This window comes from Pantoea phytobeneficialis (assembly GCF_009728735.1).
GTDB classification, from domain to species: domain Bacteria; phylum Pseudomonadota; class Gammaproteobacteria; order Enterobacterales; family Enterobacteriaceae; genus Pantoea; species Pantoea phytobeneficialis.
On record NZ_CP024636.1, the window covers coordinates 4,073,031 to 4,097,931 of the forward strand.

The 24,901-nt window shown below is 54.3% G+C and carries 25 protein-coding genes; 13 read left to right on the forward strand and 12 right to left on the reverse strand.

What is annotated here, in order from left to right; all coding sequences use genetic code 11:
- Positions 1–17: 17 nt before the first annotated feature.
- Positions 18–986: a GGDEF domain-containing protein gene (locus tag CTZ24_RS18970; protein ID WP_208724337.1), complete on the forward strand. Its 969-nt coding sequence runs from the start codon at positions 18–20 to the stop codon at positions 984–986.
- Positions 987–1,070: 84 nt separating this feature from the next.
- On the opposite strand, the gene CTZ24_RS18975 is transcribed toward CTZ24_RS18970, so the two are convergent.
- Positions 1,071–2,078 carry an alpha/beta fold hydrolase gene (locus tag CTZ24_RS18975; RefSeq protein ID WP_208724338.1) on the reverse strand — a complete coding sequence of 336 codons (1,008 nt, stop codon included), beginning with the start codon at positions 2,076–2,078 and terminating at the stop codon, positions 1,071–1,073.
- Between the two features lie 328 nt (positions 2,079–2,406).
- On the opposite strand from CTZ24_RS18975, the gene CTZ24_RS18980 reads away from it, so the two are divergent.
- Positions 2,407–2,901 (forward strand): helix-turn-helix domain-containing protein, encoded by a 495-nt coding sequence (locus tag CTZ24_RS18980; RefSeq protein WP_208724339.1) that lies wholly within the window; start codon positions 2,407–2,409, stop codon positions 2,899–2,901.
- A 75-nt stretch (positions 2,902–2,976) separates the two neighbouring features.
- Here the strand turns inward: CTZ24_RS18980 and CTZ24_RS18985 are convergent, their stop codons facing one another.
- The 3 genes from CTZ24_RS18985 to CTZ24_RS18995 all read right to left on the reverse strand — a co-directional run bounded on the left by CTZ24_RS18985 (position 2,977) and on the right by CTZ24_RS18995 (position 4,860).
- Complete coding sequence (locus CTZ24_RS18985) at positions 2,977–3,249, reverse strand: YdgH/BhsA/McbA family protein (RefSeq protein ID WP_021184897.1); 273 nt, start codon at positions 3,247–3,249, stop codon at positions 2,977–2,979.
- 123 nt (positions 3,250–3,372) lie between these two features.
- Positions 3,373–3,723, reverse strand: coding sequence for a hypothetical protein (locus CTZ24_RS18990; protein WP_021184898.1), 351 nt, complete (start codon positions 3,721–3,723; stop codon positions 3,373–3,375).
- 60 nt (positions 3,724–3,783) lie between these two features.
- Entirely contained in the window at positions 3,784–4,860 is a 1,077-nt protein-coding gene (locus CTZ24_RS18995) for a nickel/cobalt efflux transporter (RefSeq protein WP_208724340.1), read from the reverse strand.
- A 94-nt stretch (positions 4,861–4,954) separates the two neighbouring features.
- Between CTZ24_RS18995 and CTZ24_RS19000 the strand changes: the two genes are divergently transcribed.
- Positions 4,955–5,230, forward strand: a complete 276-nt coding sequence (locus tag CTZ24_RS19000; RefSeq protein ID WP_208724341.1) for a metal/formaldehyde-sensitive transcriptional repressor — start codon at positions 4,955–4,957, stop codon at positions 5,228–5,230.
- Positions 5,231–5,291: 61 nt separating this feature from the next.
- On the opposite strand, the gene CTZ24_RS19005 is transcribed toward CTZ24_RS19000, so the two are convergent.
- The 3 genes from CTZ24_RS19005 to CTZ24_RS19015 are packed head-to-tail and all read right to left on the reverse strand — an operon-like array spanning position 5,292 to position 8,181.
- Positions 5,292–6,584, reverse strand: coding sequence for an NAD(P)/FAD-dependent oxidoreductase (locus CTZ24_RS19005; RefSeq protein WP_208724342.1), 1,293 nt, complete (start codon positions 6,582–6,584; stop codon positions 5,292–5,294).
- Positions 6,585–6,604: 20 nt separating this feature from the next.
- Positions 6,605–7,027 carry a RidA family protein gene (locus CTZ24_RS19010; protein WP_208724343.1) on the reverse strand — a complete coding sequence of 141 codons (423 nt, stop codon included), beginning with the start codon at positions 7,025–7,027 and terminating at the stop codon, positions 6,605–6,607.
- A gap of 14 nt (positions 7,028–7,041) precedes the next feature.
- Complete coding sequence (locus CTZ24_RS19015; protein ID WP_208724344.1) at positions 7,042–8,181, reverse strand: ornithine cyclodeaminase family protein; 1,140 nt, start codon at positions 8,179–8,181, stop codon at positions 7,042–7,044.
- Positions 8,182–8,359: 178 nt separating this feature from the next.
- Between CTZ24_RS19015 and CTZ24_RS19020 the strand changes: the two genes are divergently transcribed.
- The 5 genes from CTZ24_RS19020 to CTZ24_RS19040 all read left to right on the forward strand — a co-directional run bounded on the left by CTZ24_RS19020 (position 8,360) and on the right by CTZ24_RS19040 (position 13,096).
- Positions 8,360–9,193, forward strand: a complete 834-nt coding sequence (locus tag CTZ24_RS19020) for a helix-turn-helix domain-containing protein (RefSeq protein WP_208724345.1) — start codon at positions 8,360–8,362, stop codon at positions 9,191–9,193.
- A 149-nt stretch (positions 9,194–9,342) separates the two neighbouring features.
- Positions 9,343–10,740: an APC family permease gene (locus tag CTZ24_RS19025; RefSeq protein WP_036626733.1), complete on the forward strand. Its 1,398-nt coding sequence runs from the start codon at positions 9,343–9,345 to the stop codon at positions 10,738–10,740.
- A 497-nt stretch (positions 10,741–11,237) separates the two neighbouring features.
- Positions 11,238–11,720: an Hcp family type VI secretion system effector gene (locus tag CTZ24_RS19030; RefSeq protein WP_021184906.1), complete on the forward strand. Its 483-nt coding sequence runs from the start codon at positions 11,238–11,240 to the stop codon at positions 11,718–11,720.
- A 45-nt stretch (positions 11,721–11,765) separates the two neighbouring features.
- Complete coding sequence (locus tag CTZ24_RS19035; protein ID WP_021184907.1) at positions 11,766–12,248, forward strand: Hcp family type VI secretion system effector; 483 nt, start codon at positions 11,766–11,768, stop codon at positions 12,246–12,248.
- A 17-nt stretch (positions 12,249–12,265) separates the two neighbouring features.
- The gene (locus CTZ24_RS19040) at positions 12,266–13,096 is read left to right on the forward strand and encodes a hypothetical protein (protein ID WP_021184908.1); all 831 of its coding nucleotides are present in this window, start codon (positions 12,266–12,268) and stop codon (positions 13,094–13,096) included.
- On the opposite strand, the gene CTZ24_RS19045 is transcribed toward CTZ24_RS19040, so the two are convergent.
- Complete coding sequence (locus tag CTZ24_RS19045; RefSeq protein ID WP_208724346.1) at positions 13,097–14,287, reverse strand: BaiN/RdsA family NAD(P)/FAD-dependent oxidoreductase; 1,191 nt, start codon at positions 14,285–14,287, stop codon at positions 13,097–13,099.
- A 241-nt stretch (positions 14,288–14,528) separates the two neighbouring features.
- On the opposite strand from CTZ24_RS19045, the gene pitA reads away from it, so the two are divergent.
- On the forward strand, positions 14,529–16,028 hold the full coding sequence (gene pitA, locus CTZ24_RS19050) for an inorganic phosphate transporter PitA (RefSeq protein WP_021184910.1): 1,500 nt from the start codon (positions 14,529–14,531) through the stop codon (positions 16,026–16,028).
- A 45-nt stretch (positions 16,029–16,073) separates the two neighbouring features.
- On the opposite strand, the gene uspB is transcribed toward pitA, so the two are convergent.
- A complete protein-coding gene (gene uspB / locus CTZ24_RS19055; RefSeq protein ID WP_036626735.1) occupies positions 16,074–16,409 on the reverse strand; it encodes a universal stress protein UspB in 336 nt (111 codons plus the stop codon).
- 410 nt (positions 16,410–16,819) lie between these two features.
- On the opposite strand from uspB, the gene uspA reads away from it, so the two are divergent.
- Complete coding sequence (uspA, locus tag CTZ24_RS19060) at positions 16,820–17,254, forward strand: universal stress protein UspA (RefSeq protein ID WP_013510885.1); 435 nt, start codon at positions 16,820–16,822, stop codon at positions 17,252–17,254.
- A 52-nt stretch (positions 17,255–17,306) separates the two neighbouring features.
- On the opposite strand, the gene rsmJ is transcribed toward uspA, so the two are convergent.
- On the reverse strand, positions 17,307–18,056 hold the full coding sequence (rsmJ, locus tag CTZ24_RS19065; protein ID WP_208724347.1) for a 16S rRNA (guanine(1516)-N(2))-methyltransferase RsmJ: 750 nt from the start codon (positions 18,054–18,056) through the stop codon (positions 17,307–17,309).
- Between the two features lie 8 nt (positions 18,057–18,064).
- Positions 18,065–20,107 carry an oligopeptidase A gene (prlC, locus tag CTZ24_RS19070; RefSeq protein WP_021184913.1) on the reverse strand — a complete coding sequence of 681 codons (2,043 nt, stop codon included), beginning with the start codon at positions 20,105–20,107 and terminating at the stop codon, positions 18,065–18,067.
- Between the two features lie 186 nt (positions 20,108–20,293).
- Between prlC and CTZ24_RS19075 the strand changes: the two genes are divergently transcribed.
- Positions 20,294–21,136: a 23S rRNA (adenine(2030)-N(6))-methyltransferase RlmJ gene (locus CTZ24_RS19075; RefSeq protein ID WP_021184914.1), complete on the forward strand. Its 843-nt coding sequence runs from the start codon at positions 20,294–20,296 to the stop codon at positions 21,134–21,136.
- A 6-nt stretch (positions 21,137–21,142) separates the two neighbouring features.
- On the opposite strand, the gene rnz is transcribed toward CTZ24_RS19075, so the two are convergent.
- On the reverse strand, positions 21,143–22,054 hold the full coding sequence (rnz, locus tag CTZ24_RS19080) for a ribonuclease Z (protein ID WP_208724348.1): 912 nt from the start codon (positions 22,052–22,054) through the stop codon (positions 21,143–21,145).
- A 125-nt stretch (positions 22,055–22,179) separates the two neighbouring features.
- Here rnz and gorA point away from each other — a divergent pair, with 125 nt between their 5' ends.
- Together gorA and CTZ24_RS19090 are read left to right on the forward strand one after the other, a co-directional pair.
- Positions 22,180–23,532, forward strand: coding sequence for a glutathione-disulfide reductase (gene gorA / locus CTZ24_RS19085; protein WP_208724349.1), 1,353 nt, complete (start codon positions 22,180–22,182; stop codon positions 23,530–23,532).
- A 231-nt stretch (positions 23,533–23,763) separates the two neighbouring features.
- Positions 23,764–24,696 carry a nucleoside recognition domain-containing protein gene (locus tag CTZ24_RS19090; RefSeq protein ID WP_208724350.1) on the forward strand — a complete coding sequence of 311 codons (933 nt, stop codon included), beginning with the start codon at positions 23,764–23,766 and terminating at the stop codon, positions 24,694–24,696.
- Positions 24,697–24,901 lie beyond the last annotated feature (205 nt).

The window sequence follows — 24,901 nt, forward strand, 5'->3', positions numbered from 1 at the left end:
ATAAGAAGAGTAACGCGATGAAAGCACCTGCACTGCCCGCAGACGAGTCATATCGTCTGGCTCAGTTACGTGCGCTCAACATTCTGCATACCCCGGCAGAAGAGCGTTTTGACCGTCTGACCCGCCTCGCCCGTCGTCTGTTTGGCGTGCCGATTGCGCTGGTAAGTCTGCTGGAGGAGGACCATCAATGGTTCAAATCTATCGCGGGACAATCCGGTGAAACCGCGCCGCGCAATACCTCCTTTTGCGGCCATGCCATCTTACAGGATGATGTGATGGTGGTGGAGAATGCGCTGGAAGACGAACGTTTCCACGATAATCCCTTAGTCACTGGCGAGAACCCAGTACGCTTCTATGCGGGTTGCCCGCTGCGTACCCCTGCCGGTGCCAAAGTCGGCACCCTGTGCATTGTCGACCACCATGCCCGTGCGTTTGATGCCGAGGATTGCCACACGCTGCGCGATCTGGCGGCGATGGCGGAAGCTGAGCTGGTGGCTTTCCAGACCGCCACCTCCGACGAGCTGACACAAATCACCAATCGCCGTGGCTTTATGACGCTGGGGCAACTGGCGTTGAACGAATGTCAGTTGAAGCAGTTGCCCGCCAGCCTGACGTTTCTCGACCTCGACCGCTTTAAAGAGATCAATGACACCCTCGGCCATCGTGAAGGCGATCGGGCGTTGATGGATTTTGCCGATGCAATGAAGGTGAGTTTCCGTCATGCGGATCTGTTCGCGCGTCTGGGCGGTGATGAATTTGTGGTGCTGTTTAACGGCCTGCAACAAGCAGATGCCGAGGGAGTACTGGAGCGCTTTGATCGGTTGCTGCAAAAACAGACGCGCGATCTGAACCGGCGCTATCAACTACATTTTTCGTCCGGCATCGTCGAGTTTGATCCACACCACCCGTTGTCACTGGAGCAACTGCTGGAAAGCAGCGACGAACGGATGTATGCCGCGAAAAAACTGCGTAAACAGACGCGATAAACCGCAAACAACTTGCGCGATAAATCGCGCCGCTACGGAATAGGTGAAATCGGTAGCGGCGCGATTCATCGCACGGTGTTGACCTTACCGCGCCAGGTCATCAATCAACGTCTGATTAAACTTCTGCGGTTCTTCCATCTGCGGCGCATGCCCCATGCCTGGGAATTCAATCAGGCGCGCGCCAGGGATCAGTTTTGCCACCTGTTTACCCAGCACATTGTAATGCCCCAACTGCGCTTTCACCGCTGGCGGTGCGATATCGCTACCGATGGCGGTGGTGTCGGAGGTGCCGATCATCAGGGTGGTCGGCACTTTCAGATCTTTAAATTCGTAGTACACCGGCTGGGTAAAAATCATGTCGTAGATCAGCGCTGAGTTCCAGGCGACCTTTTTATGCCCCGGACCGCTGTTTAACCCGGCCAACATATCCACCCATTTGTCATATTCCGGCTTCCACTGGCCGACGTAATAGGTTTGCTGCTCATACTTTTTGATACCGGCGGCGTTGAGCTTCAGCTCGCGTTGATACCACTGATCCACCGAACGCCAGGGCGCGCCTTTGGCTTTCCAGTCTTCCAGACCAATCGGGTTCACCAGCACCAGTTTTTGCGTCTGCTGTGGATACATCAGCGCATAGCGCGTAGCCAGCATGCCGCCGGTCGAGTGGCCGACAATCACCGCCTTATCGACACCCAGTTGCTGCAATAACTGATGGGTGTTCTGCGCCAGTTGCTGGAAGGTGTATTGATAATTCGCGGGTTTGCTGGAACTACAGAAACCAATCTGGTCCGGTGCCACCACGCGATAGCCCTGCTGGCTCAGTGCCTTGATGGTGTCTTCCCAGGTGGCACCGCAGAAGTTTTTGCCATGCATCAGCACCACCGTCTGCCCATTGGCATGCTGCGCGGGCTGCACATCCATATACCCCATGCTGAGCGTCTGCTGCTGGGAGGCGAAGTTAAAGTGCTGCAACGGATAAGGGTACTGGAATCCTTCCAGTTGTTCTCCATAGACGTTGGCGGCAAGCGCTGATGCGCTGCTCATCAGCATCAGCGAAGAGATCAATAACTTCACGGGAAAACGTAACGCCATCAGGACATCTCCTGTCAGATCAAAAGATCGAGTGTGGCATGTTACGCGTATCGCTGTATTGATGGGCCGTGCCATCAGTAAATTTCCCTGATGTATGGCAACCGATGTGGCGCAAAAAATCAGGTTATGGGATTTACGTTAACTAATTAGGGTTAAATCAGGATATTCCCTCAACAAATAAACAACATATAACGGTCAAATCTCACGAGTTGCGAGAATAGTCTGATAGCAGAAAAATAAACCTCAACTTCCTGATAAAACTTTACGTAACAAGGCACACGGAAAGATAAGTTAAATTACACTGTGCGCACTGACCTGGAGGTGCTATATGCAAGAGAGAAAATACAATGAAGGTGTCATTCTCGCCGTAACTGAATGGATTGTTGAAAACTTAGATCAACGCTTAAGCATTGATGATATTGCGCAAAAATCTGGTTATTCAAAATGGTATTTGCAGAAACTTTTCGCCCGTTGTCATAATGAAACTCTGGCACGTTTTATTCGCAAAAAGAAACTGGCCGCCAGCGTTGTCGAGCTGAAAAACAGCGAAGCAACGATTATCAGCCTGGCCGTAAAATACCATTTTGAAAGCCAGCAATCTTTTACCCGTTCATTTAAACAAATGATGGGTTGTACCCCGCTTGCATGTCGTAAAAAACAATTAAGCGGCGAACGGCAACAGCAACTGACAGAATGTGAAGATCCTTGCGTCTTGTGTCGCCTGGAATCTGTCGCCAACAGCAAAGTGATGCCAGAGATTCTGCCACCACCGATGCGGTCGGGTCAGTTTCCGGTGCGCCGTATTGACTGTGTAATGCAATGAGACAAAGCGCGATAATCGCGCTTTTTTTTATCGTGTCTTTCAGGCAAAAAAAAGCCCCTTCCGGGGCTTTTCGCATTATTTGTAGACCTGGGCTACCGCGTCGAAATTATTTCCGTGTTGGCGTGCAGCCTCGACCACATAATATTTTCCGCCTTTCTCATCAGCCATCTCTGACAAACGTTGATGCAGATCCATCGGCGAGCTGATGGCACCGCCAGTATCGGATACGCTAATATTTCCCAGCGACTCAAGTTTAAAGTGTTCCGCTTCCTGCGCAGAAATATTATTGGCGGCCATAACCGGTACGCTCGCACCAAGCAGCAACGCAGACAGAATATATTTTTTCATCAGCTCGTCCTCTTCAATTGTCGTGGTAATTTTCTATGGCTATTGTCCAATTAATCGCCACCCGACATTGATCTTTTTGAGCACTTATTATTCGTAGCTAAACGATTTATCGCGCCAAACCATTTAGCCCTGTAATTCCTGACCCGGTAATAATTTTTCCGACATCAAACGGCGGCATTGGGTACGGTCCTGATGGGCTTGCTGTTGCAGTTCAGGCGACAAGCCTTGCCACACCATTTGCAGATGCTCACCGAGACCGCGCTGGAAGTGAATTTTTTGCAGCGCATAGTCTGAATTACTGCCTTCAATAATCTGCTGCATATCCTGCACCGAATTACTGCGCCCATCATGGGTTAAGGTACAAAACATGGCGATGTAATACGCCTTGTCCTCGTCACTGTAATGCGGCGTAAACCACCAGACCAAAGCGCTGATAATGATCAGCAACGGCAGGATAAATTTCAGTTTTAACATGGGGAAAATAACCAAATGGAAAAAAACGCCGCGATGTTAACAGATTCGCGGCGTTGCGGTTTAGTGCAGGATGCCACTTAACCCGTGATAACCCATATAAAGTGCCACCAGCGCGATCAGGGTGCCGGAGAACCAGGGCGCACGGCGTGCCAGCGTATCCAACCCCTGCCAGCGCTGGGTGGCTTTTTGTACGCTTAACGCGGCAGCGGCCCCCACCCCTACCAGCGTCAGTGCCAGGCCAATGCTGAAACACAGCACCAGCGCAGCGCCAAGGCTGAAGGCTTTCACCTGAATGCACAACAACAGTACCGTGATGGCCGCCGGACAGGGGATCAGGCCGCCGGTTAAACCAAACAGGATAATCTGCCCGTTGGTCACTTCACGGCTGGCAAAACGCTTTTTGATATCGCTGGCATGGGCACGCTCATGCGCATCCTGAAAACTGCCATCATGCTCGCCAGGTGCGCGCTGGACCTCCCCCTGCTGCCATGCCACATCGTAATCATGGGAATGACCAGCATGACCGAGTGACAGACGCGCATTGAAGGTATGCGGTTGTGGCACCGCCAGTGTCGATTGCAGGACACCGTCCTGTGCGGCGAAGGTAAAGATTTGCGAGAACCCCATTCCGCGCCGGGTCGCGAGGCTAACCTGGCTGGCCTGCCATGCCGCGCCATCCAGAGTACGCAGTTGCCAGTGGCCCTGATGCAGCGCCAGTTCAATATGGCCGTGCCCGGTGTCGAGCACCTGCGCATCTGCCCGCTGCTCGTGCTGATGTTGCTTGCGCTGCTGCTCGCTTTGCCAGGTACGCCAAATCATCCAAAGCGCGGTTGCCAGAATGATAATGGCGGAGATCAGTTGGAACCAAGGTTCGGCAGTATCGGCCGTCAGCTTGCGGCTGACATACATCCCCCCTAACGCGACCAGCCAGACAATCAAGGTATGCGACAGGGTTGCCGCCAGCCCCAGCATCACTGCCTGTTTAACCGTGCCGCGAATCGCCACGATAAACGCCGCCATCATGGTTTTTGAATGTCCCGGCTCCAGGCCGTGTAATGCCCCCAGCAAAATTGCACTGGGGATAAACAGCCAGGCGCTGGAGGTGCCCTGGCTGATCAGGACGGCAAAATCAGTCATATTTTCTCTCATTGTCACGGTGCGGCAGATGCAATTGTCTGACACTGCGAATATACTATACCCCACTATAGTATTGATCAACGGATGTCACGCCATGTCTCATACCCTGAAAGACCAAAAGAAATTGCTGGCGCGCGTACGCCGCATCAAAGGCCAGACCGAATCACTGGAAAAAGCGCTGGTGGGCGGGGAAGAGTGTCTGAAGGTGTTGCAGCAGGTCGCAGCGGTGCGAGGGGCGATTAACGGATTAATGAGTGAGTTGCTGGAAGGACATATTCGCGAGCACCTGATGAACCCACACGCCAGCGAGCAAGAGCGCAACGCCGATATGGAACAGATTATTGCGGTGGTGCGCAGTTATATGAAGTAACAACATCGCGCGATAAATAGGTGTGGATTACGTAGCGGCGCGATTTATCGCGCCTTTTTCCTCAAAATCGCTCAAACCGATACGGCGTGGGGTCGATCAGCGGCGTATGACCGGAGACCAGATCGGCCGCCAGTTGCCCGGCTGCCGGTGACGTACCGAAACCGTGACCGGAAAAACCGGTCGCCAGCGTCAGACCCGGCAAGCTGGCAACCGGGCCGATGACCGGGTTCGAATCGGGCGTCACATCAATCACCCCAGCCCAGGCCTGCGCCAGCTCGGCTTGCTCAAACACCGGCCAGGCCGCACACAGGTTACGCATCGCCTCCTGATTGAGCGCCGGGTTAGCCGCCGGATCGAGCGTACGAACACGTTCGAACGGCGAACGTCGATCGCCACGCCAGCGTCGAGCCAGCGCCAGGTCTTTAACAAAATAGCGGCCAAGCGAGATACGCAGATTGTCCCGCGCATGACGCAATTGGGGTAAATAGCGCGTCCCCAGCAGCAGATGGTCGAGGGTCAGCGGCGCATCCAACGCGCCACGCTGAGTAATAACAAATCCACCATCCTGGTGTTTGCGGAACGAGAAATCCGGCGCACCCACGGCGATATGGGTTGGCCCCTCCATCGGTTTAGTGCGCATCACCGAACAGATCAATGGCAGTGTCGGCAGCGCAATCCCCTGGTTGCCAAGGAAACGCCGCGACCAGGCTCCCGCCGCCAGCAGCACCTGGTCACAGCGAATTTCGCCACGTTCGGTAATCACCCCGCTAACCTTGCCGTCGCTGGTTTCCAGCGTGCGCACCGCGCACTGCTCAACAATGATCGCCCCGCGCGCGATAGCCGCTTTCGCAATCGCGCTGGCAGCGAGCGTCGGTTCTGCCCGACCATCGGAGGCGGTGAAAATCCCCCCCGCCCAATGCCCCTGCCCTCCCGGCACCCGTTGTGCAATCTCCGCTTTGCTCAGCAATTGCGTATCCAGCGCCAGCGGCGCTACCGCCTTAAACCAGCTTTCATGCAGCGCCATCTGGGCTTCGTTGCGGGCGATAAACATAATGCCCGCCTGACGATATCCCACATCGCTGCCAACACGCGCCGCCATGCCCGCCCACAGACGATCGGCAGCCTGCGCCAGTGGAATATCATCGGCAGCACGGCTGGTTTTACGAATCCAGCCCAGATTGCGCGATGACTGCTCGCCCGCGATGCGGCCTTTTTCCAGCACCACCACCGGGATGCTGCGCTCCGCCAGCGTTAGCGCGGCGGTTAAACCGACAATGCCGCCGCCAATAATCACCACCGTGGTGGCGGAGGGGAAAGCGGCAGAGGTGGTAACGGGGGTAATTTGCGGTGACATAACGCGCCTCCTGTGATGCCTTACAGCGCCACGGTGATTTCCTGTATTGCGGCCTGACCGGCCCCACGGTATGCCGTAACCTCCAGCTCCACCTTGTAAACCGTGGAACCCAGCGGCGGGCAAGTCACGGTGGTGGCCGGGTTGATGCCACGAAACTTCTCGCCGATGATGGCCATTACCGTCGGCACATCGTCCGGTTCCTGAATAAACACCCGCGAGAACACCACATCCTTGAGCGAGGCATCAATCGCCGCCAGCGCCGCTTCGATATTGGCAAACACCTGCAAGGTTTGCTCCGTGACATCGGCCGGAATCTCCTTGCTGACCGGGTTGCGGCCTGCGGTATTGGAGACATAAATCCAGTTATCCACCGCGACAATGCGTGAATAACTGCCCATCTCTTCAAATTTTGAACCGGTTTTTACTTTAATAATCTGCGTCATGCTGGTTTCCTTGGTTAGCTGAGTACCGGGGTTTCCCACAGGTTTAATTTCACGCCGATGCCTTTTGCGATCGCGTTGCGATACACCACCGTGCCCCAGGCAACATCTTCCACCGGCATACCACCGACGGACATGATGATGATCTCTTCATTGTTTTGGCGGCCAGGTGCATCACCGGCAACGATTTTGCCAATATCTTCCAGTTGCTCCGCTGCCAGCTTGCCTTCGGCGATCATGTCCATAAAACGCGCGCCGATAACCGGGATGGTTTTATGGGCGGGTTTCGGCACCTCCTCGAACCACGCCTGATACAGGCCGGTGTTATCCAGCACTTTGCGCACGTCGGGTTGCTCCATCCCGACGTCGATGTTGCACAGCGCAGGCATGGCAAGAAACGCCCCTGGCTTTACCCACTCGCGTTTGACCAGTGGATAGCTGTCCGGGTCGCCCACCTCGCCGGAACTGCAATAGGTCACGATGTCGGAGTCACGCACCACCGCTTCGAGGGTATCGACGATTTCGATATGTTTGATTTGCGGATACGTCTCCTGCACCCAGGTGAGGAAGTTATCGAGGCTACGCTGCCCACGCCCCTTCACTTTGATGGTGTCGATCAGCGGGCACACCGCGATAAACGCGGCGACGGCGGTTTTACCCATCACGCCGGGTCCCAGCAGGCCAATTACGCGGGAATCCTTGCGTGCCAGATGGCGCGCGCCCACGCCAGGTACTGCGCCGGTACGATATGCCGACAACAGGTTCGCTGACATATGCGCCAGCGGTGCGCCGGTATCCGCATCGTTAAGGGTGAACATCAGAATCGAGCGCGGCAGTCCTTTTTCGCGGTTGGCGATATTCGAGCCATACCATTTCACCCCGGCGGTACAGAAGCTGCCGCCGAGATAGGCGGGCATCGCCATTAAACGTCGGTCAGCCGTGGGCTTCGGCATCGTGGGAAAGGGCGAGTTTTCCGGGAAGGTCACCATCGCGCCGTGCGAATCGTTATTGGCCCCGGCCATGCGGTAGTCGCCTTGATACAGCAGGCCAAACATTTCCTCCATGGTATCGACACAGGCAGGCATGTCGGTGACGCCTGCGCGGATCATGTCCTGCTCCGACAGGTAGATAAAATCAATCCGGGTTGAATCTGTCATGGCTAACCCCTTTTCAGTCTTCGTTCGTATTCCCGCCAGCGCAGTACGTCTGGCGTGCAGGTGGATGCCTTTAGGAATACGTGACTGGATTCGGGCTGTATTGAATATTTGCGACATCCGCGTGGCACAGCGCTTGCATGATCCCGCTATCCCTGTTCAGCCTGTAGCGGAGCGCGCGATGTCTGAGAATTCCCTTTATCGTCATGGCGGCAGCTTTCACCCGGAACAGCCGTTTTTCGTGCTGAATGCCGCGCAACATTACTCCGTGATCGCCTCAGAAAACCCGGCGATTTCACACTTTTACAGCTTCGATGTCGCGCAATCGGCAGGCATGACGCTGGCGATTCCCGATGGCTGCGTCGATATCGTGTTTGATTGCGATCCGCTCAACCCGAAAGGGCGCGTGTGCGGCACCACGCTGGAAGCACGCGGCGCCGACATGCTGCACAACCATCATTATTTTGGCGTGCGGTTCGCGCCAGGCGTTATCCCCGACTTCCTTGATCTGATGGCAGAGGAGATCCCCGACCATGAATTCAGCTTTCTTGATGTGGTACCTGATGCCCGACTGGCGTTTGAACAAATTGTGCAAAGCCACAGCTTTTCACAGCAAATTTCGTTATTTAACGCCCACTTCACGCCACGGCTGGTGCGCAAAGCCTCATCGGTAACTGCCTTTATCATCCACGCGATGCGCCAGCAAAAGGGCAATATTCGCGTCGATCAACTGGAAGCCCTGACCGGTTATACCTGCCGCACCATTCAGCGGCAGTTCCGCCAGGATACCGGTTTGTCGCCCAAAGCCTTCAGCCGCATTCTGCGCTGCCAGTCGGCGCTAACCAGCATCCATGCGCAGGGTAATATTTCCTTTAGCGATCTGGCGTTTAACCTCGGGTTCAGCGACCAGTCCCACTTCCTGCGTGAATTTAAAAAGTTCGTCAGCACCACGCCCTGCGACTATCAACGCCGGATTGCCCACGACGCGTTGTTCCATCGCTTGCGCTATCACTGAGCACTAAAACGGTGCAACTCTGCACCGTTGCTCTGTCCGATTTTTTCTATCTGTCATCGTCATCGCTGAGAAATGATGCAGCGAAGTTACCTGCTTCAGGCGACGCAGATCGCCTGAGAAATTTCACTCTCTCCATAGAGGCGCTGGCGATGAACAACGATACCGGTTTACGCAAAAATACGTTGGGCTTGTTTTCTCTGGTCTTTTTTGTGGTGGCGGCGGCGTCGCCGCTGACTGGCGTGGTCGGTGGCCTGCCGGTGGCGATTATTTCCGGCAATGGCGGTGGCATTCCGGTGTTTTACATCCTGTCGTGCGTCATTTTGATGCTGTTCGCGGTGGGCTTTATCGCCATGAGTCGCCACGTCAATAACGCCGGTGCCTTCTATACCTATATCTCCAAAGGTCTGGGAGAAAACTGGGGCGCATCGGCGTCGGTACTGGCGTTAATGGCCTACTTCTCCATCCAAATCGCGATTGTCGCCATGCTCGGCTTCTTTACCCAGCTGTTCCTTGAAGAACATCTCAGCACCCATATTCCCTGGTGGGCGCTGAGTATGTTGTTTGCGGTGATTGCCTGGGTTCTGGGCATCAAACGGGTTGAGGTGGGCGGTAAGTTACTGGGCGTGCTGATGCTGGCCGAGGTCGCGATCGTGCTGCTGACCGATGTGATGCTGCTGGTGAAAAAAGCCGGTCCTTACACCTTCCAGTCGTTTGAGCCGTCCGTGTTTATGCAAGGCAACCTCGGTATCGCCTTTATCTTTACCATCGCCGCCTTTATCGGTTTTGAATCAACGGCGATCTATGCCGAAGAGTGCCGCGATCCACAGAAAACCGTGCCACGCGCCACCATTTGCGCCCTGCTGCTCATCACCGCCTTTTTCTGCTTTACCAGTTGGTCGCTGGTGCAGGCCTATGGCTTCGATGAAATTGTGGCCATCGCCAGCAAAGATCCCGGCAATTTTGTCTTCAACATCACCCGTCAGTATGTCGGCCAGTGGGCGGTGGATACCATGTCGGTGTTGTTGATCACCAGCCTGTTCGCCGCCACCCTGGCGTTTCACAACAATATCTCCCGCTATCTGTTTAGCATCAGCCGTGATGGTCTGATCTGGAAAGAGCTGTGCAAAACCCATCCCACCAACGGTACGCCACATAACGCCAGCCATCTGCATAGCGTGATTCTGTTGCTGTTACTGGCGGGGATGGGCAGCGCCGGGCTGGACCCGATGGTGCACATCTTTGCCATCGGTTCGGCGGTCGCTACCCTGTGTATCCTGATTCTGCAATTGGGCGTGTCAGCGGCGGTGGTGCTGTTTTTCCGTCGCGTCGTAACGGATGACAGCCGGTTTCAGGTGTTCTGGGCACCGCTGCTGTCGATTATTTGTATGACCCTCACCATCATTCTGGTGGTGAACAATCTGCAATCCCTGAGTGGCAGCGATTCCAGCGTGGTGAAGATGATCCCGTGGTTTATCGCCGCCTGTGCGCTGGCGGGTTACGGCATGTCATTGAAGCGTGGAATGAAAGTGGCGGTGATAAAAAAATAATCTGCCTTAGCTGCTTTAACTCAGTTTCCCCCTGAATATCCCTATATGTAGCGGCGCGATTTATCGCGCTCTTTTCAGGCTGTGGCATGACCTGCAAAGACCCGCGCGATAAAACGCGCCGCTACTCAATGCACCATCGTTTCCCGCCCCACGCTTCCCAACATTGGGCAACATCATTCAGTTTCAGAATCATCCTAATAAAATCGTTAACACTGTTAATTTATTGACATGAAGCCGTGTTAAATTTTACTAATGTATTACGGTGCCATCGCGTATTTACGCGATGATAATCAGATCCAATCTCTACACAAATAAGTGACATATCAGCTTTAGCAGGCCGCAATATCACCTCGGTTTATTCAGATAATCGGGTGAAAAGTGACATTGCGGTGACAGAATTATCTCCATATTAACTGGCTTGACACCATTTTCACGTAACCGAGTGAGATGCGTATCTCATTTATCTTTCATGGAAAAAACAATCAGGAAATCAGGTAATGGCTATTGATATTTATTTGAAAGTTGACGGAACAACCGGTGAGTCCCAGGACAGCAATCACAAAGGATGGACCGATGTACTCTCCTTTACATGGGGGGCTGCACAACCGGGAAATATGTCAGTTGGCGGCGGCGGTGGTGCTGGCAAAGTGGCTTACCGTGATCTGAATATTAAGGCGTTGATTGATAAATCCACCCCGGCGATTTTGAAGTTCTGCTCCAGCGGTAAACATGTCGACAAAGTCGAGCTGTCAGTTTGTAAGGCCGGTGGCAACCAGGTTGAATATTCAAAGATCACTCTTGAAGACGTGCTGGTTACGCAAACCGACTTCAACGGCGTGGGTCAGAGCGACACCATCGTAGTGGATTACGCCTTCCAGGCGGCCAAAGTCTCCATGAGCTATTGGGAACAGGGCGAGAGTGGTACCAAAGGTGCCGAAAGCAAAGTGAGCTGGGACATTAAGCAAAACAAAGAAAGCTAAACACGCATGACACCCTGATATCACGACAAGGCGATGGTAAACACAATGGCGATAGATATTTTTTTAAAAGTGGATGGCATCAATGGTGAATCGCAAAATGCGAATCACAAGAACTGGATCGATGTGTATTCATTTAGCTGGGGTGCAAAGCAACCCGGTAATATGGCGGTGGGTGGTGGTGGTGGCGCAGGCAAAGTGAATTATCGTGACCTTACTGTGCAGGCGCTGGTTGATAAAGGTACCCCGGCGTTACTGAAATATTGCTCCAGCGGCAAACATATTGCCAAAGTTCAACTGTCAGTCTGCAAAGCCGGCGGTCAGGAAGTCGAATATACCCTTATTACGCTGGAAGATGTGTTGGTAACACAAACCGATTATATCGGCGTAGCACATGGATCAACCCTGGGTATGGAATACGCATTTCAGGCCAGTAAGGTGGCGATGGAATATTGGGAACAGACTTCGCAGGGGAATAAAGGCGCGTCAGTGCAGATGGGTTGGGATATCAAACAAAACAAAGAAGTCTAACCACGCTCGGGGGCGTTATGGCATTTCCGAAATCACATGAAATATTAGCACTGACATCACAACCCGAATTAAATAATCGTGTGTCAGCAAACTATCTGACCACTGAAATTCTGGACGAAGCTTTGATTCTCGTCCGTTCGTTATCCACGGATGAAGTCTTCAGACTGGCTAAATCGGAAACCAGTCAGATTGCTTATACCCTGAAAGATTACAAAGACGAGAATAACCGCCGCCTGGCTTCCGGCGATGTCGAGTCAGGACAGTTACCACTGGGGAGGATTAACCATCTGGATAACCGGGTAGCCGGTGTGCGCGTCCAGCATGTGGATAATGCCGCCAAAAGTGCGTTGGGGGGAACCGCAATATTTCTCGGTGCCGGGCTATGGGCGGGATTAGGTTCCAGTGTGGGCAGCATCATTGGCAGGAATGCCGTACAGTTCGGCGTCACCGCCGCCTCCGCGTGGGGAACACGTTTTGTGACCCAGAAAGTCGTGGCGGTGAATCAGATGGCGTCACATATCAAAAATCTCGCCGATATGTTCAATACCACCCACAATGCATTTTCTGAATTCCGCAATGACGTCTATGTCAAACGCGTACAGTACAAACCTGATGAAGACAGCCCTCCCCTGACTTTTGAACAAAATGTCACCGGTAAAAATGCACTTCCGGGCGATCAGGCCGCGGCAATTCAGCAGATACTGACCCGATTTATCAGCTCAGCCTATCAGCGCGTTGATATTGTTGGCCGACCTGCCGAGTTTATGAAGGTCTATTTTGAAGGCGGGGCCCCGCTGGATATTTCACGTATTCAGTATGATTACCTGATCAATCTCAAGTTGCCGTAATCAGGATGACAACGCCTGCGCGCACGCCCAGGCGGAACTCCACGCCCACTGGAAGTTATAGCCACCCAGCCAGCCGGTCACATCCACCACTTCGCCGATAAAATATAATCCGGGCACATCGCGTGCTTCCAGGGTTTTTGACGATAACAGGGTGGTATCCACGCCGCCCAGCGTCACTTCAGCTGTGCGGTAGCCTTCGGTGCCGTTTGGCTGTACCCGCCACTGATGCAGGGTTTGCACCAGTTCGCCCTGCTGCTTGCTGTTGAGCTGCTTCAGGGTGACGTCAGGGATCTGGTTCAGCGCCTGCAACACTTCCACCAGGCGCTTCGGCAAAATTTTCGCCAGGCTGTTTTTCAGGCTGAGATTCGGATGGGCGTCACGCTGGATATTAATAAACCCATCCAGCGGCGTTGCCGGGGATAAATCCACCGTCACGAACTCGCCGGGCTGCCAGTAACTGGAGATTTGCAACACCGCCGGGCCAGATAAACCGCGATGGGTAAACAACAACGCCTCTTTAAATAAGGTGCCGTCCTGCGCAGTGATGGTGGTGGGTAACGCCACGCCGGATAAGGTGTTCAATTGTTCCAGCAGCGGTTTATGCAGAGTAAAAGGCACCAGCGCAGCGCGCGTCGGGAACACTTTCAAACCAAACTGCTCCGCCACTTTATAACCGAACGGTGAAGCTCCCAGCCCCGGCATCGATAAGCCACCGCTGGCGATCACCAACTTCTCCGCCTGCACCGTCATGCCGTTCAGTTGCAGGGTGTAGCCTGCGTCGTCACGCTGCACGCTCAGCACTTCGCTGCGCAACCGGAGCGTCACCTGTCCGGCTTCACACTCGGCCAGCAGCATATCCACGATTTGCTGCGCCGAATCATCGCAGAACAACTGGCCCAGCGTTTTCTCGTGATATGCGATGCCGTGACGATTGACCAGATCGATAAAGTCCCACTGGGTATAGCGCGCCAGCGCAGATTTACAGAAATGCGGGTTGTGCGACAGGTAAGCTGCGGGTTCGGTATACATATTGGTGAAATTGCAGCGTCCGCCGCCCGACATCAGAATTTTGCGGCCCGCTTTTTTGCCGTTATCAAGCAGCAGCACACGCAGGCCACGCTGTCCGGCCTGTGCAGCACAGAACATGCCCGCAGCACCCGCGCCAACAATGATAACGTCAAACTTTTCCACTGCTTTTTCTCACTTCACCCGAAAGGCGCTGATTGTAGTGATCTGTCCTCTTTGACGCCAGTGTCAAAAAAATGCCGTAAATATGTCATATTGTAAATGACTCATATTTCGGCATTTTTCCCTTGTTTAGGCGTGTGACTGGCAACATTAAGACAAAAAAAGACTATATTTCCCTTTCCCATACAGCACGTTGTCGCGGATAATGCGCCGCGTTCATGTCCTCCAAAATGGCGTAACGTTTATGCTACATCTGTTTGCTGGTCTTGACCTGAGTACCGGCCTGTTATTGGTTCTTGCCCTGCTGTTTGTATTGTTTTACGAAGCAATCAACGGTTTCCACGACACAGCCAACGCGGTCGCGACAGTTATCTACACCCGTGCGATGCGGGCGCAGCTGGCGGTTGTGATGGCAGGTGTTTTCAACTTTTTCGGTGTTTTGCTGGGCGGTTTGAGCGTGGCCTATGCCATTGTTCATATGCTCCCCACCGATCTGCTATTAAATGTTGGTTCAGCTCACGGCCTGGCTATGGTGTTCTCCATGCTGCTGGCTGCGATTATCTGGAACCTCGGCACCTGGTATCTTGGCCTGCCGGCGTCCAGCTCCCATACCCTGATTGGTGCCATTATTGGTATCGGTCTGACCAATGCTCTGATGACCGGAACGTCGGTGGTTGATGCGCTCAACCTGCCAAAAGTTCTGAATATCTTCCTTTCCCTGATCCTGTCGCCGATTGTCGGTCTGGTGATTGCCGGTAGCCTGATTTTCCTGCTGCGCCGCTACTGGAGCAGCACCAAGAAACGCTCGCGTATTCATATGACGCCAGCCGATCGCGAGAAAATCGACGGCAAGAAAAAGCCGCCATTCTGGACGCGTATCGCCCTGATTGTTTCCGCCATTGGCGTAAGCTATTCACACGGTGCGAACGATGGTCAGAAAGGCATTGGCCTGATCATGCTGGTGCTGATTGGTGTCGCACCTGCGGGTTTCGTGGTCAACATGAATGCCTCCGGTTATGACATCACCCGTACCCGTGATGCCGTCAACCATCTGGAGCAGTACTACCAGCAGCACAGCGAAACCCTGACGCACATCGTGCAGATGGTGCCGCCTGCGGTGCCTGCGCCAGAAGAGTCCATCAATGGCCCGCATGAATTCCACTGCGATAGCGCCCGTGCGCTGCCAGCGATTCAGCGAGCTCAGGGCTTACTGAACAATCTGCAAAGCTACAGTGACCTGACACCTGACCAGCGCAGCCAGATGCGTCGTCTGCTGCTGTGCATCTCCGATACCGCCGATAAAGCGGCGAAGCTGCCGGAAACCAGCGCTGACGACCAGCGTTTCCTGAACAAGCTGAAAAGCGATCTGTTGGGAACCGTTGAGTATGCGCCGGTGTGGATCATCATGGCCGTAGCCCTGGCGCTTGGCGTCGGCACCATGATTGGCTGGCGTCGTGTGGCGACCACTATCGGTGAGAAGATTGGTAAGAAAGGCATGACCTACGCGCAGGGTATGTCAGCGCAGGTGACGGCAGCGGTGTCGATTGGCATTGCCAGCTACACCGGGATGCCGGTTTCCACCACGCACATTCTGTCGTCGTCAGTCGCCGGGACCATGTTGGTTGATGGTGGCGGTCTGCAAAGCCGTACCATCAAGAATATCGCGATGGCGTGGGTGTTTACCCTGCCGGTGTGTATTCTGTTGTCCGGTTCCTTGTACTGGATTGCGCTGAAGCTGGTGTAATCACCGCTTCAGACACCGAAGGGCGACAGCAATGTCGCCCTTTTTTTATTGCCAGACCGCCATCGCGATCAGGCTGACAACCACCAGCCCACACAGCCCGCTGGTCAAAATAAATTGCCCGCGTACCCGTTCACAGCGACGAATAAACTCTTCGTCGTGATGGTCACGATAGCGCTTCTCCCAGATATAGCGCACCAGGCGCACCTGTTTGCTGGGCTGACCGTGCGACGTAAAGAAGCCAGCACCATCCACATATTGATATAACAGCGGATCGCAACCGCGTAGCACCGCCAATAACGAGCGCAGAGAAGAGAAGTAGCGCGCCATATTCACCAGACAAACTACACAAAGAGCCCAAAAAAGCGCGATAGTGCTAATCATGATCCCCTCCCGGCTGGAGACGTGGAGACGCAACGCTGTAAACGCTCCACGAGAAAGCCTTCCACTGAATGAATCGAATTGCGTTGTTTTTTTGCGAGTCCGGCGGTAAGTCATCAGGAGATGTATGACCGTCATTTTCAGTGTAGGAGATTTGGTAAAAATTTTTCCAGCGATGATTTTCGTTCACCGCGAGCGAAAAAAGCGATAACCCTTGATCTTCCTCACAGCGGCGCAGCGCCTTGCAGCATTTGTTAACAACTCTGGCTATACTGGGGGTATAACAACAAACCGCCTGCAAAGCATAAATCTCGATGGGTGGCGCTTATCGCCGTTATGCGCAAAGGATTTCGCCAGCCGTGACGTGGCAGGAATTCGGGTTGCCCCCAGAATCTTGTGAAAGGAGTTATATCATGGCTTATAAACACATCCTGATTGCAGTAGACCTTTCCCCTGAAAGCCAGTTACTGGTTGAAAAAGCCGTCTCACTGGCACGTCCTTATGATGCGAAAATCTCATTAATCCACGTTGATGTGAATTATTCAGACCTCTACACCGGGCTGATTGACGTCAATTTAGGTGATATGCAGAAACGCATCTCTGAAGAGACGCATACCGCACTGAAAGAACTTTCGACCAACGCCGGATACCCCATCAGTGAAACCCTGAGCGGTAGCGGTGACCTCGGTCAGGTGCTGGTGGATGCGATTAGAAAATATGATGTGGATTTGGTGGTATGTGGCCACCATCAGGACTTCTGGAGCAAGCTGATGTCCTCAGCGCGCCAGCTCATTAATACGGTGCATATTGATATGTTGATTGTGCCGTTGCGCGATGACGACGAATAACAAAACAGGCCGGGAAACCGGCCTGTTTTTTTGTAGCGGATAGGTGCAAATATCAGCTTAGCGGCGGATAGATATCAAAACGATGGCTTTTGGTCACCACCGCTGACTGTGTCACCACACCCGCTAACGGCGGGGCGTAATCCGGGCGCTTCACCACAATACGTTTTTTCGCCAGACGCCGCGCCGGTTCCAGCAGTGCATCAGCATCCTCATCCGCGCCTACCAGAGACTGGAATACCCGCATCTCCTTTTTCACCATCGCGCTTTTTTGCCGGTGAGGATACATCGGGTCGAGATACACCACATCTGGCGCGGGAGTGATTTCACTCAGCGCCTGCTGGCTGACGACATGCAGCAGCGTTAATCGCTCGCGCAGCCAGCCGCCGATTTCCGCATCGTCATAACCCCGACGCAAACCATCCTCCAGCAACGCCGCCACCACCGGATGACGTTCCAGCATGCGCACCCGGCAGCCCAGCGCGGCCAGAACAAAGGCATCGCGTCCTAATCCGGCCGTGGCATCGACCACATCCGGCAGGTAATCACCCTTGATACCCACCGCTTTCGCCACTGCTTCACCGCGCCCACCGCCAAAACGACGCCGGTGCGCCATCGCGCCAGAGACGAAATCAACAAAAATGCCGCCCAGCTTTGGCTCGTCGCGTTTACGCAGCTCAAGATGGCTGGCAGTCAGCACCAGCGCCAGTGGCGACTGCTCATCCTGCTCCAGTCCCCAGCGCTGGGCCAAATGTAATAAGGCGCCGTCTCCGGCGCCTGTTTCATCAATTAAACCGATTTTCACAAGCAGGCTTATCCCTGAATCCCGTAATGTTCCAGCATCGCATCGAGCTGCGGTTCACGGCCACGGAAGCGTTTAAACAGCTCCATTGGCTCCTCAGAACCACCACGCGTCAGGATGTTGTCGAGGAACGACTGACCGGTTTCACGGTTAAAGATACCCTCTTCTTCAAAGCGTGAGTACGCATCGGCAGCCAGCACGTCGGCCCACAGGTAGCTGTAGTAACCTGCGGCATAGCCACCCGCAAACACATGGCTGAAGGCGTGCGGGAAACGGCCCCATTCCGGGCTGGGTACCACCGCCACCTGCTTCTTCACTTCACGCAGGGTTTCGAGGATTTGCGCGCCCTGCTGCGGGTTAAACTCGGTGTGTAGACGGAAATCGAACAGGCCGAACTCCAGCTGACGCAGGATAAACAGCGCTGCCTGGTAGTTTTTCGCTGCCAGCATTTTATCCAGCAGTTCTTTCGGCAGCGGCTCGCCAGTTTCATAGTGGCCGGAGATAAACGCCAGCGCGTCCGGTTCCCAGCACCAGTTCTCCATAAACTGGCTCGGCAGTTCCACCGCATCCCACGGCACACCGCTGATACCGGACACGCCAGGGGTTTCGATACGCGTCAGCATATGATGCAGACCATGACCAAACTCGTGGAACAGCGTGGTCACTTCATCATGGGTGAACAACGCAGGCTTGCCCTGCACCGGACGGTTGAAGTTACAGGTGAGGTAAGCCACCGGCTTTTGCAGGCTGCCATCGGCTTTGCGCATCTGGCCGACACAGTCGTCCATCCAGGCTCCGCCGCGTTTGTGCTCACGCGCGTAGAGGTCGAGGTAGAAGCTACCGCGCAGTTCGCCGGTTTCATCAAACAGGTCGAAGAAACGCACATCCGGGTGGTAAACGTCGACATCTTTACGCTCTTGCGCGCTGATGCCGTAGATACGTTTCACCACTTCAAACAGGCCATTCACCGCACGCGCTTCCGGGAAATAGGGACGCAGTTGCTCATCGCTGATGGTGTAGAGATGCTGCTTCTGCTTTTCGCCGTAGTAAGTCAGATCCCACGGATTCATCTCGTCGACGCCGAACTCTTTTTTGGCGAAGGCGCGCAGTTGGGCCAGCTCCTTCTCACCCTGTGGACGGGCGCGTTTAGCAAGGTCAGTGAGGAAATCGATCACCTGAGACGGGCTTTCCGCCATTTTGGTCGCCAGCGATTTATCCGCAAAGGAATCAAAGCCGAGCAACTGGGCCAGTTCGTGGCGCAGCGCCAGTTCTTCTGCCATCACCGGGCCGTTATCCCATTTACCGGCGTTCGGGCCTTGATCAGACGCACGGGTTGAGTAGGCGCGGTACATCTCTTCACGCAGCGCCGCGTTGTCGCAGTAGGTCATCACCGGCAGATAGCTCGGGATATCCAGCGTCAGCAACCAGCCTTCCTGCTCTTTGGCTTCCGCCATCGCTTTGGCTGCCGCCAGCGCGCTTTCCGGCATACCGGACAGCTCCGCTTCATCGGTGATCAGTTTGTTCCAGCCCTGAGTGGCATCGAGGACGTTGTTGCTGTAGGTCGAACCCAGCTCAGACAGACGCGCGGCAATCTCGCCATAGCGTTTCTGTTTTTCTTTATCGAGTCCGATACCCGATAACTCGAAATCACGCAGGCTGTTATCCACCGCTTTCTTCTGGGCGATATCCAGCGCCGCATAGTTGTCACCCTGCTTCAGGTCACGATACGCCTGGTACAGTCCTTCATGCTGACCAACCCAGGTGCTGTATTCGGACAGCAGCGGCAGCGTCTGCTCATAAGCCTCACGCAGTTCCGGGCTGTTTTTTACCGAGTTCAGATGGCTGACCGGCGAAAAAATACGCCCGAGGCGATCATCCACTTCTGCCAGCGGTTGTACCAGGTTATCCCAGCTATAAGGCGCGCCCTGTGCCACTACGCGCTCCACCGCCGCACGGCAGTCGTCCAGTGCGGCGGTTACCGCAGGAACAACGTGCTCAGGTTTGATGGCAGAAAAAGGCGGAAGGGTAAAAGGCGTAAGTAACGGATTGGTCATAAGCGCAGTCCTTTTATGGAGTATGGGGCGCGATCGGTCGCGCAACGCAATCTTACTAACATGCGGCCTGATTAGCGGAAAATCAATGCTGCCCCGAAACGTCAGCAATTTTTATCCAGCGCGGCTATAATCCCGCCACATACGATGTAGTGAATTCTTTGATCCAACCGCGGACCCCTCTTTTTTATGCTGAGTTATCGCCACAGTTTTCATGCCGGCAACCATGCCGACGTGCTCAAACACACCGTTGAGAGCCTGATCCTGACCGCCCTGATGGAGAAGGAGAAGCCTTTCCTCTATCTGGATACCCACGCCGGTGCCGGACGTTACCAGCTGAGCGGTGAGCACGCCGAGCGTACCGGTGAATATCTGGAAGGCATCGCGCGTATCTGGCAGCAGCCGGATGCGCCGGAACTGCTGAAGCCTTACTTCTCGGCGATCCGTAACCTGAACCCTAACGGCACCCTGCGCTACTATCCGGGTTCACCGCTGATTGCCCGCCATCTGCTGCGCCAGGACGATAAACTGCAACTCACCGAGCTGCATTCCAGCGATTATCCGCTGCTGCGCAATGAATTCAGCAAAGACAGCCGTGCGCGTGTCGAGCGTGCCGATGGTTATCAGCAGTTGAAAGCCAAGCTGCCACCGCCAACGCGCCGTGGCCTGATCCTGATCGACCCGCCGTATGAGCTGAAAAGCGATTATCAGGACGTGGTGAAAGGCATTCAGGAAGGTTACAAGCGTTTCAGTACCGGTATCTACGCGTTGTGGTATCCGGTGGTGCTACGTCAGCAAATCAAACATATGACCAAAGATCTGCAAGCCACCGGCATTCGCAACATTTTGCAGATTGAGCTGGCCGTCCGCCCGGACAGCGACCAGCGTGGTATGACCGCTTCGGGGATGATTGTGATTAACCCACCGTGGAAGCTGGAGCAGCAGATGAAAGAACTGCTGCCGTGGCTGCATCAGAAACTGGTGCCAGCAGGCACCGGTCATACTCGTATTGAGTGGATTGTGCCGGAGTAAGGCGCACTAAATCTCGAACACCGCAAAATCATGTGCCAGCTCCGTCGCCGCAAAGATGGACTGGCACTCCGCCAGCAATCTCTCCCGATCCTGTGACAAATAGCGCGAGCTAAAATGGGTGGCGATCAACCGCTTAGCCCCGGCCTGTTTTGCCACTTCTGCCGTTTGTATCGTGGTGGAATGGCCGCGACTGTTGGCCTTCTCCGCCAGCGCCGCCTCGAGCGTGGTTTCGTGCACCATCACATCGGCATCAGCCGCCAGTTGCAACGCCACCTCAGTCGGCCCGGTATCGCCAAAAATCGCCACCACCTTGCCTTTGGTGGACGGCCCCAGATATTCAGCACCATTAATTTCGCGCCCATCCTCCAACCGGACACGCTCGCCCTGCTTCAGTTGCTGATACCACGGCCCACGCGGCACCCCTTCCGCTTTCAGGCGCGGAGCATCAAGAAAACCGGGGGTATCATGCTGTTCGATGCGGTAGCCGTAGCACTCCACAATATGATTCATAGGCCAGGCGGTGACACGGAAATCACCGTCGTCAAACACCAGCCCGGCGGCGATTTCCACGATTTCCAGCGGAAAGCTGGTATAGGAGCCGCTCAGGTTCAGCGCCGTCTCGATGAATTGACGGATACCTGACGGACCATAGATGGTCAGTGGTTCTTTCAAGCCCGCCATCGAGCGACTGGTGAGCAATCCGGGCAGACCAAAAATATGGTCGCCGTGCAGATGGGTAATAAAGATTTTTTCCAGCTTGCTCGGTTTCAGCGCCGAACGCATGTATTGATGCTGCGTCGCCTCACCACAATCGAACAACCAGGTGTCACCCCGTTTGGATAAGGTCAACGCAATGGCGGTGACGTTACGTTGCAGGCTTGGCGCACCTGCGCCGGTGCCAAGAAATGTCAGTTGCATACGGTGCTTCCCTGTAATGGGTGTTGATCCAACCCTATCACAATCATAGGTGCAATCTTTGCGCCCTTTCCCCTGTCAGCGTTACACTCTAACCCAATTTTTCTTCCTGCAAATGGACACATCTGATGACCAGACATTTTGACTACCTTGCCATTGGCGGCGGCAGCGGCGGAATCGCCTCCATTAACCGTGCAGCGATGTACGGCCAGAAATGCGCCCTGATTGAAGCCAAAGAGCTGGGCGGCACCTGTGTCAACGTAGGTTGCGTACCAAAAAAAGTGATGTGGCACGCGGCGCAGATTGCCGAAGCTATTCACCTGTATGGCCCGGATTACGGCTTCGACACCACGGTTAACCGCTTCGACTGGTCAACCCTGGTGAAAAATCGCAGCGCCTATATCGATCGTATCCACACCTCATACGACAACGTGCTGGGCAAGAATAAGGTGGAAGTAATCAAAGGCTTCGCCCGTTTTGTTGATGCGCACACCGTGGAGGTGAACGGCGAAACCATTACCGCTGATCATATCCTGATCGCCACTGGTGGCCGTCCAAGCCATCCCAACGTGCCGGGAGCAGAATACGGCATCGACTCCGACGGCTTCTTTGAGCTGGATGCGCTGCCAAAGCGTGTGGCGGTCGTCGGAGCCGGTTATATCGCCGTGGAGCTGGCAGGTGTGGTCAACGCGTTGGGCGCGGAAACCCACCTGTTTGTGCGTAAGCACGCGCCGCTGCGCAGCTTTGATCCGCTGATCACCGATACGCTGGTTGAAGTGATGCAGGCTGAAGGCCCGTCATTGCATACCGATTCCATCCCGCAAGCGGTGATCAAAAACGCTGACGGCAGCCTGACGCTGCAACTGGAAAACGGTCAGGAGCAAACCGTAGATTGCCTGGTATGGGCGATTGGCCGTGAGCCAGCCAACGATAACTTCAATCTGGCCGTCACTGGCGTGGCGCTGGATGAGAAAGGTTATATCAAGGTGGATAAGTTCCAGAACACCAGCGTGCCGGGCATTTACGCAGTGGGCGACAACACTGGTGCGGTGGAGCTGACACCGGTAGCGGTAGCAGCAGGCCGTCGCTTGTCTGAGCGTCTGTTCAACAACAAGCCGGACGAACATCTGGATTACAACAATATCCCGACCGTAGTATTCAGCCACCCGCCAATTGGCACCGTCGGTCTGACCGAACCCCAGGCGCGTGAGCAGTACGGCGATGATCAGGTGAAAGTGTACAAATCGGCCTTCACCGCCATGTACACCGCCGTCACCCAACACCGTCAGCCATGCCGGATGAAGCTGGTCTGCGTAGGACCGGAAGAGAAAATCGTCGGTATCCACGGTATCGGTTTTGGCATGGATGAGATGCTGCAAGGCTTTGCAGTGGCGCTGAAAATGGGTGCCACCAAAAAAGACTTCGACAACACCGTGGCGATCCACCCGACCGCAGCGGAAGAGTTTGTGACGATGCGCTAACTAACCCGGCCAGCATGTTACAGCATGCTGGCTTTCCTCCCTTTCCCTTCCAGACAAAAACTCTGTTTCTTTACTACTCAATCCTCGCTCGCCGGGATAACATTTCTCTCTTTGCAGACGCTAACGCATTTATCGCGTGGCTGTTTTTTGGTGAATTATTTGGCAGAGGGAGGCTGGCGTGAATATTTATTTTGCGCAGCGGGGATTAAGTAGCAAGGAACAGAATCAGGCATGAATATCATCAGTATTATTATGTCGGCGGGCAAAGCCTCGGTGGATGTGGCGCTGTATACGCTGATTCCCATCATGGTTGTTATGTTATTTGTGATGAAATATCTGGAGGCAAAAGGCGTACTCGATTTTATTGTTCGTCATACCACGCCGTTATTAAAACCTTTGGGTATTACCGGGCTGGCGTTATTTGCCCTCATCCAGTTAAATTTTGTCAGTTTCGCCGCTCCGCTCGCCGCCCTGGCGATTATGGAAAAACGTGGCACCTCCGATCGCCATATGGCTGCCACGCTCAGCATGTTATTTGCCATGGGCCAGGCAAATGCCTTTTATCCTTTGATTCCTGCCGGTCTGCATTGGGGGGCGGCCATACTGATCTCGATTTGTGGGGGCATCGTGGCGGCTTCCACCACTTACCACTTTTTTGGTCGTAAGCTCCCTGCCGTCGCGCTGCGTGATGAAGACGAAGGGATCAGTCATAACGAAGCGAAGCCCGGCCTGATTGCCATTATCAATAATGCCGGTTCCGATGCGATTCGTCTGGCGCTTGGCTCGCTACCGATGTTGATCCTCTCCTTATCGGTAGTCGGCATTCTGAAAGAGGCCGGTGGCGTAGAATTGCTGACCCGGTGGTTGTCTCCGTTGCTGGATCGGCTGAATATTTCCGAGGTCTACATTCTGCCCGCGCTCACCAAATGCCTGGCAGGCGGCACGGCCTACTATGGCGTCATTGCGGGTCTGGTGGAAAAAGGGTTGTACAGCGCCCACAATATTAACGCGTCGGCAGGTTTGCTTATCCAGACCTTCGACCTGCCCGGCATCGGCATTTTCCTCGGGCTGTCCAGTCGCTTCCCACGACTGTTCCGTTTCGCCGTACCGGGTATTCTGTTAGGTATCGCGCTGCGCGCCACGGCGCATTCTCTCCTTTTTTAAACGCAACGCTAAACCGGTAACCACCTGTTTAGCGCTTCGATTTTCTAAATAACACCACAGTTCTTAAGCGTTATTTAAAATTAACCCTATCTATTTTATCGTTATTTTCATCAGTTGCATGACGGTTATTGTTAGTATTATTATCCCGAGACGATTATTGCTAAACGCTGCAATTAACCCTATAACTCTAATGGTTTGCCTGTTA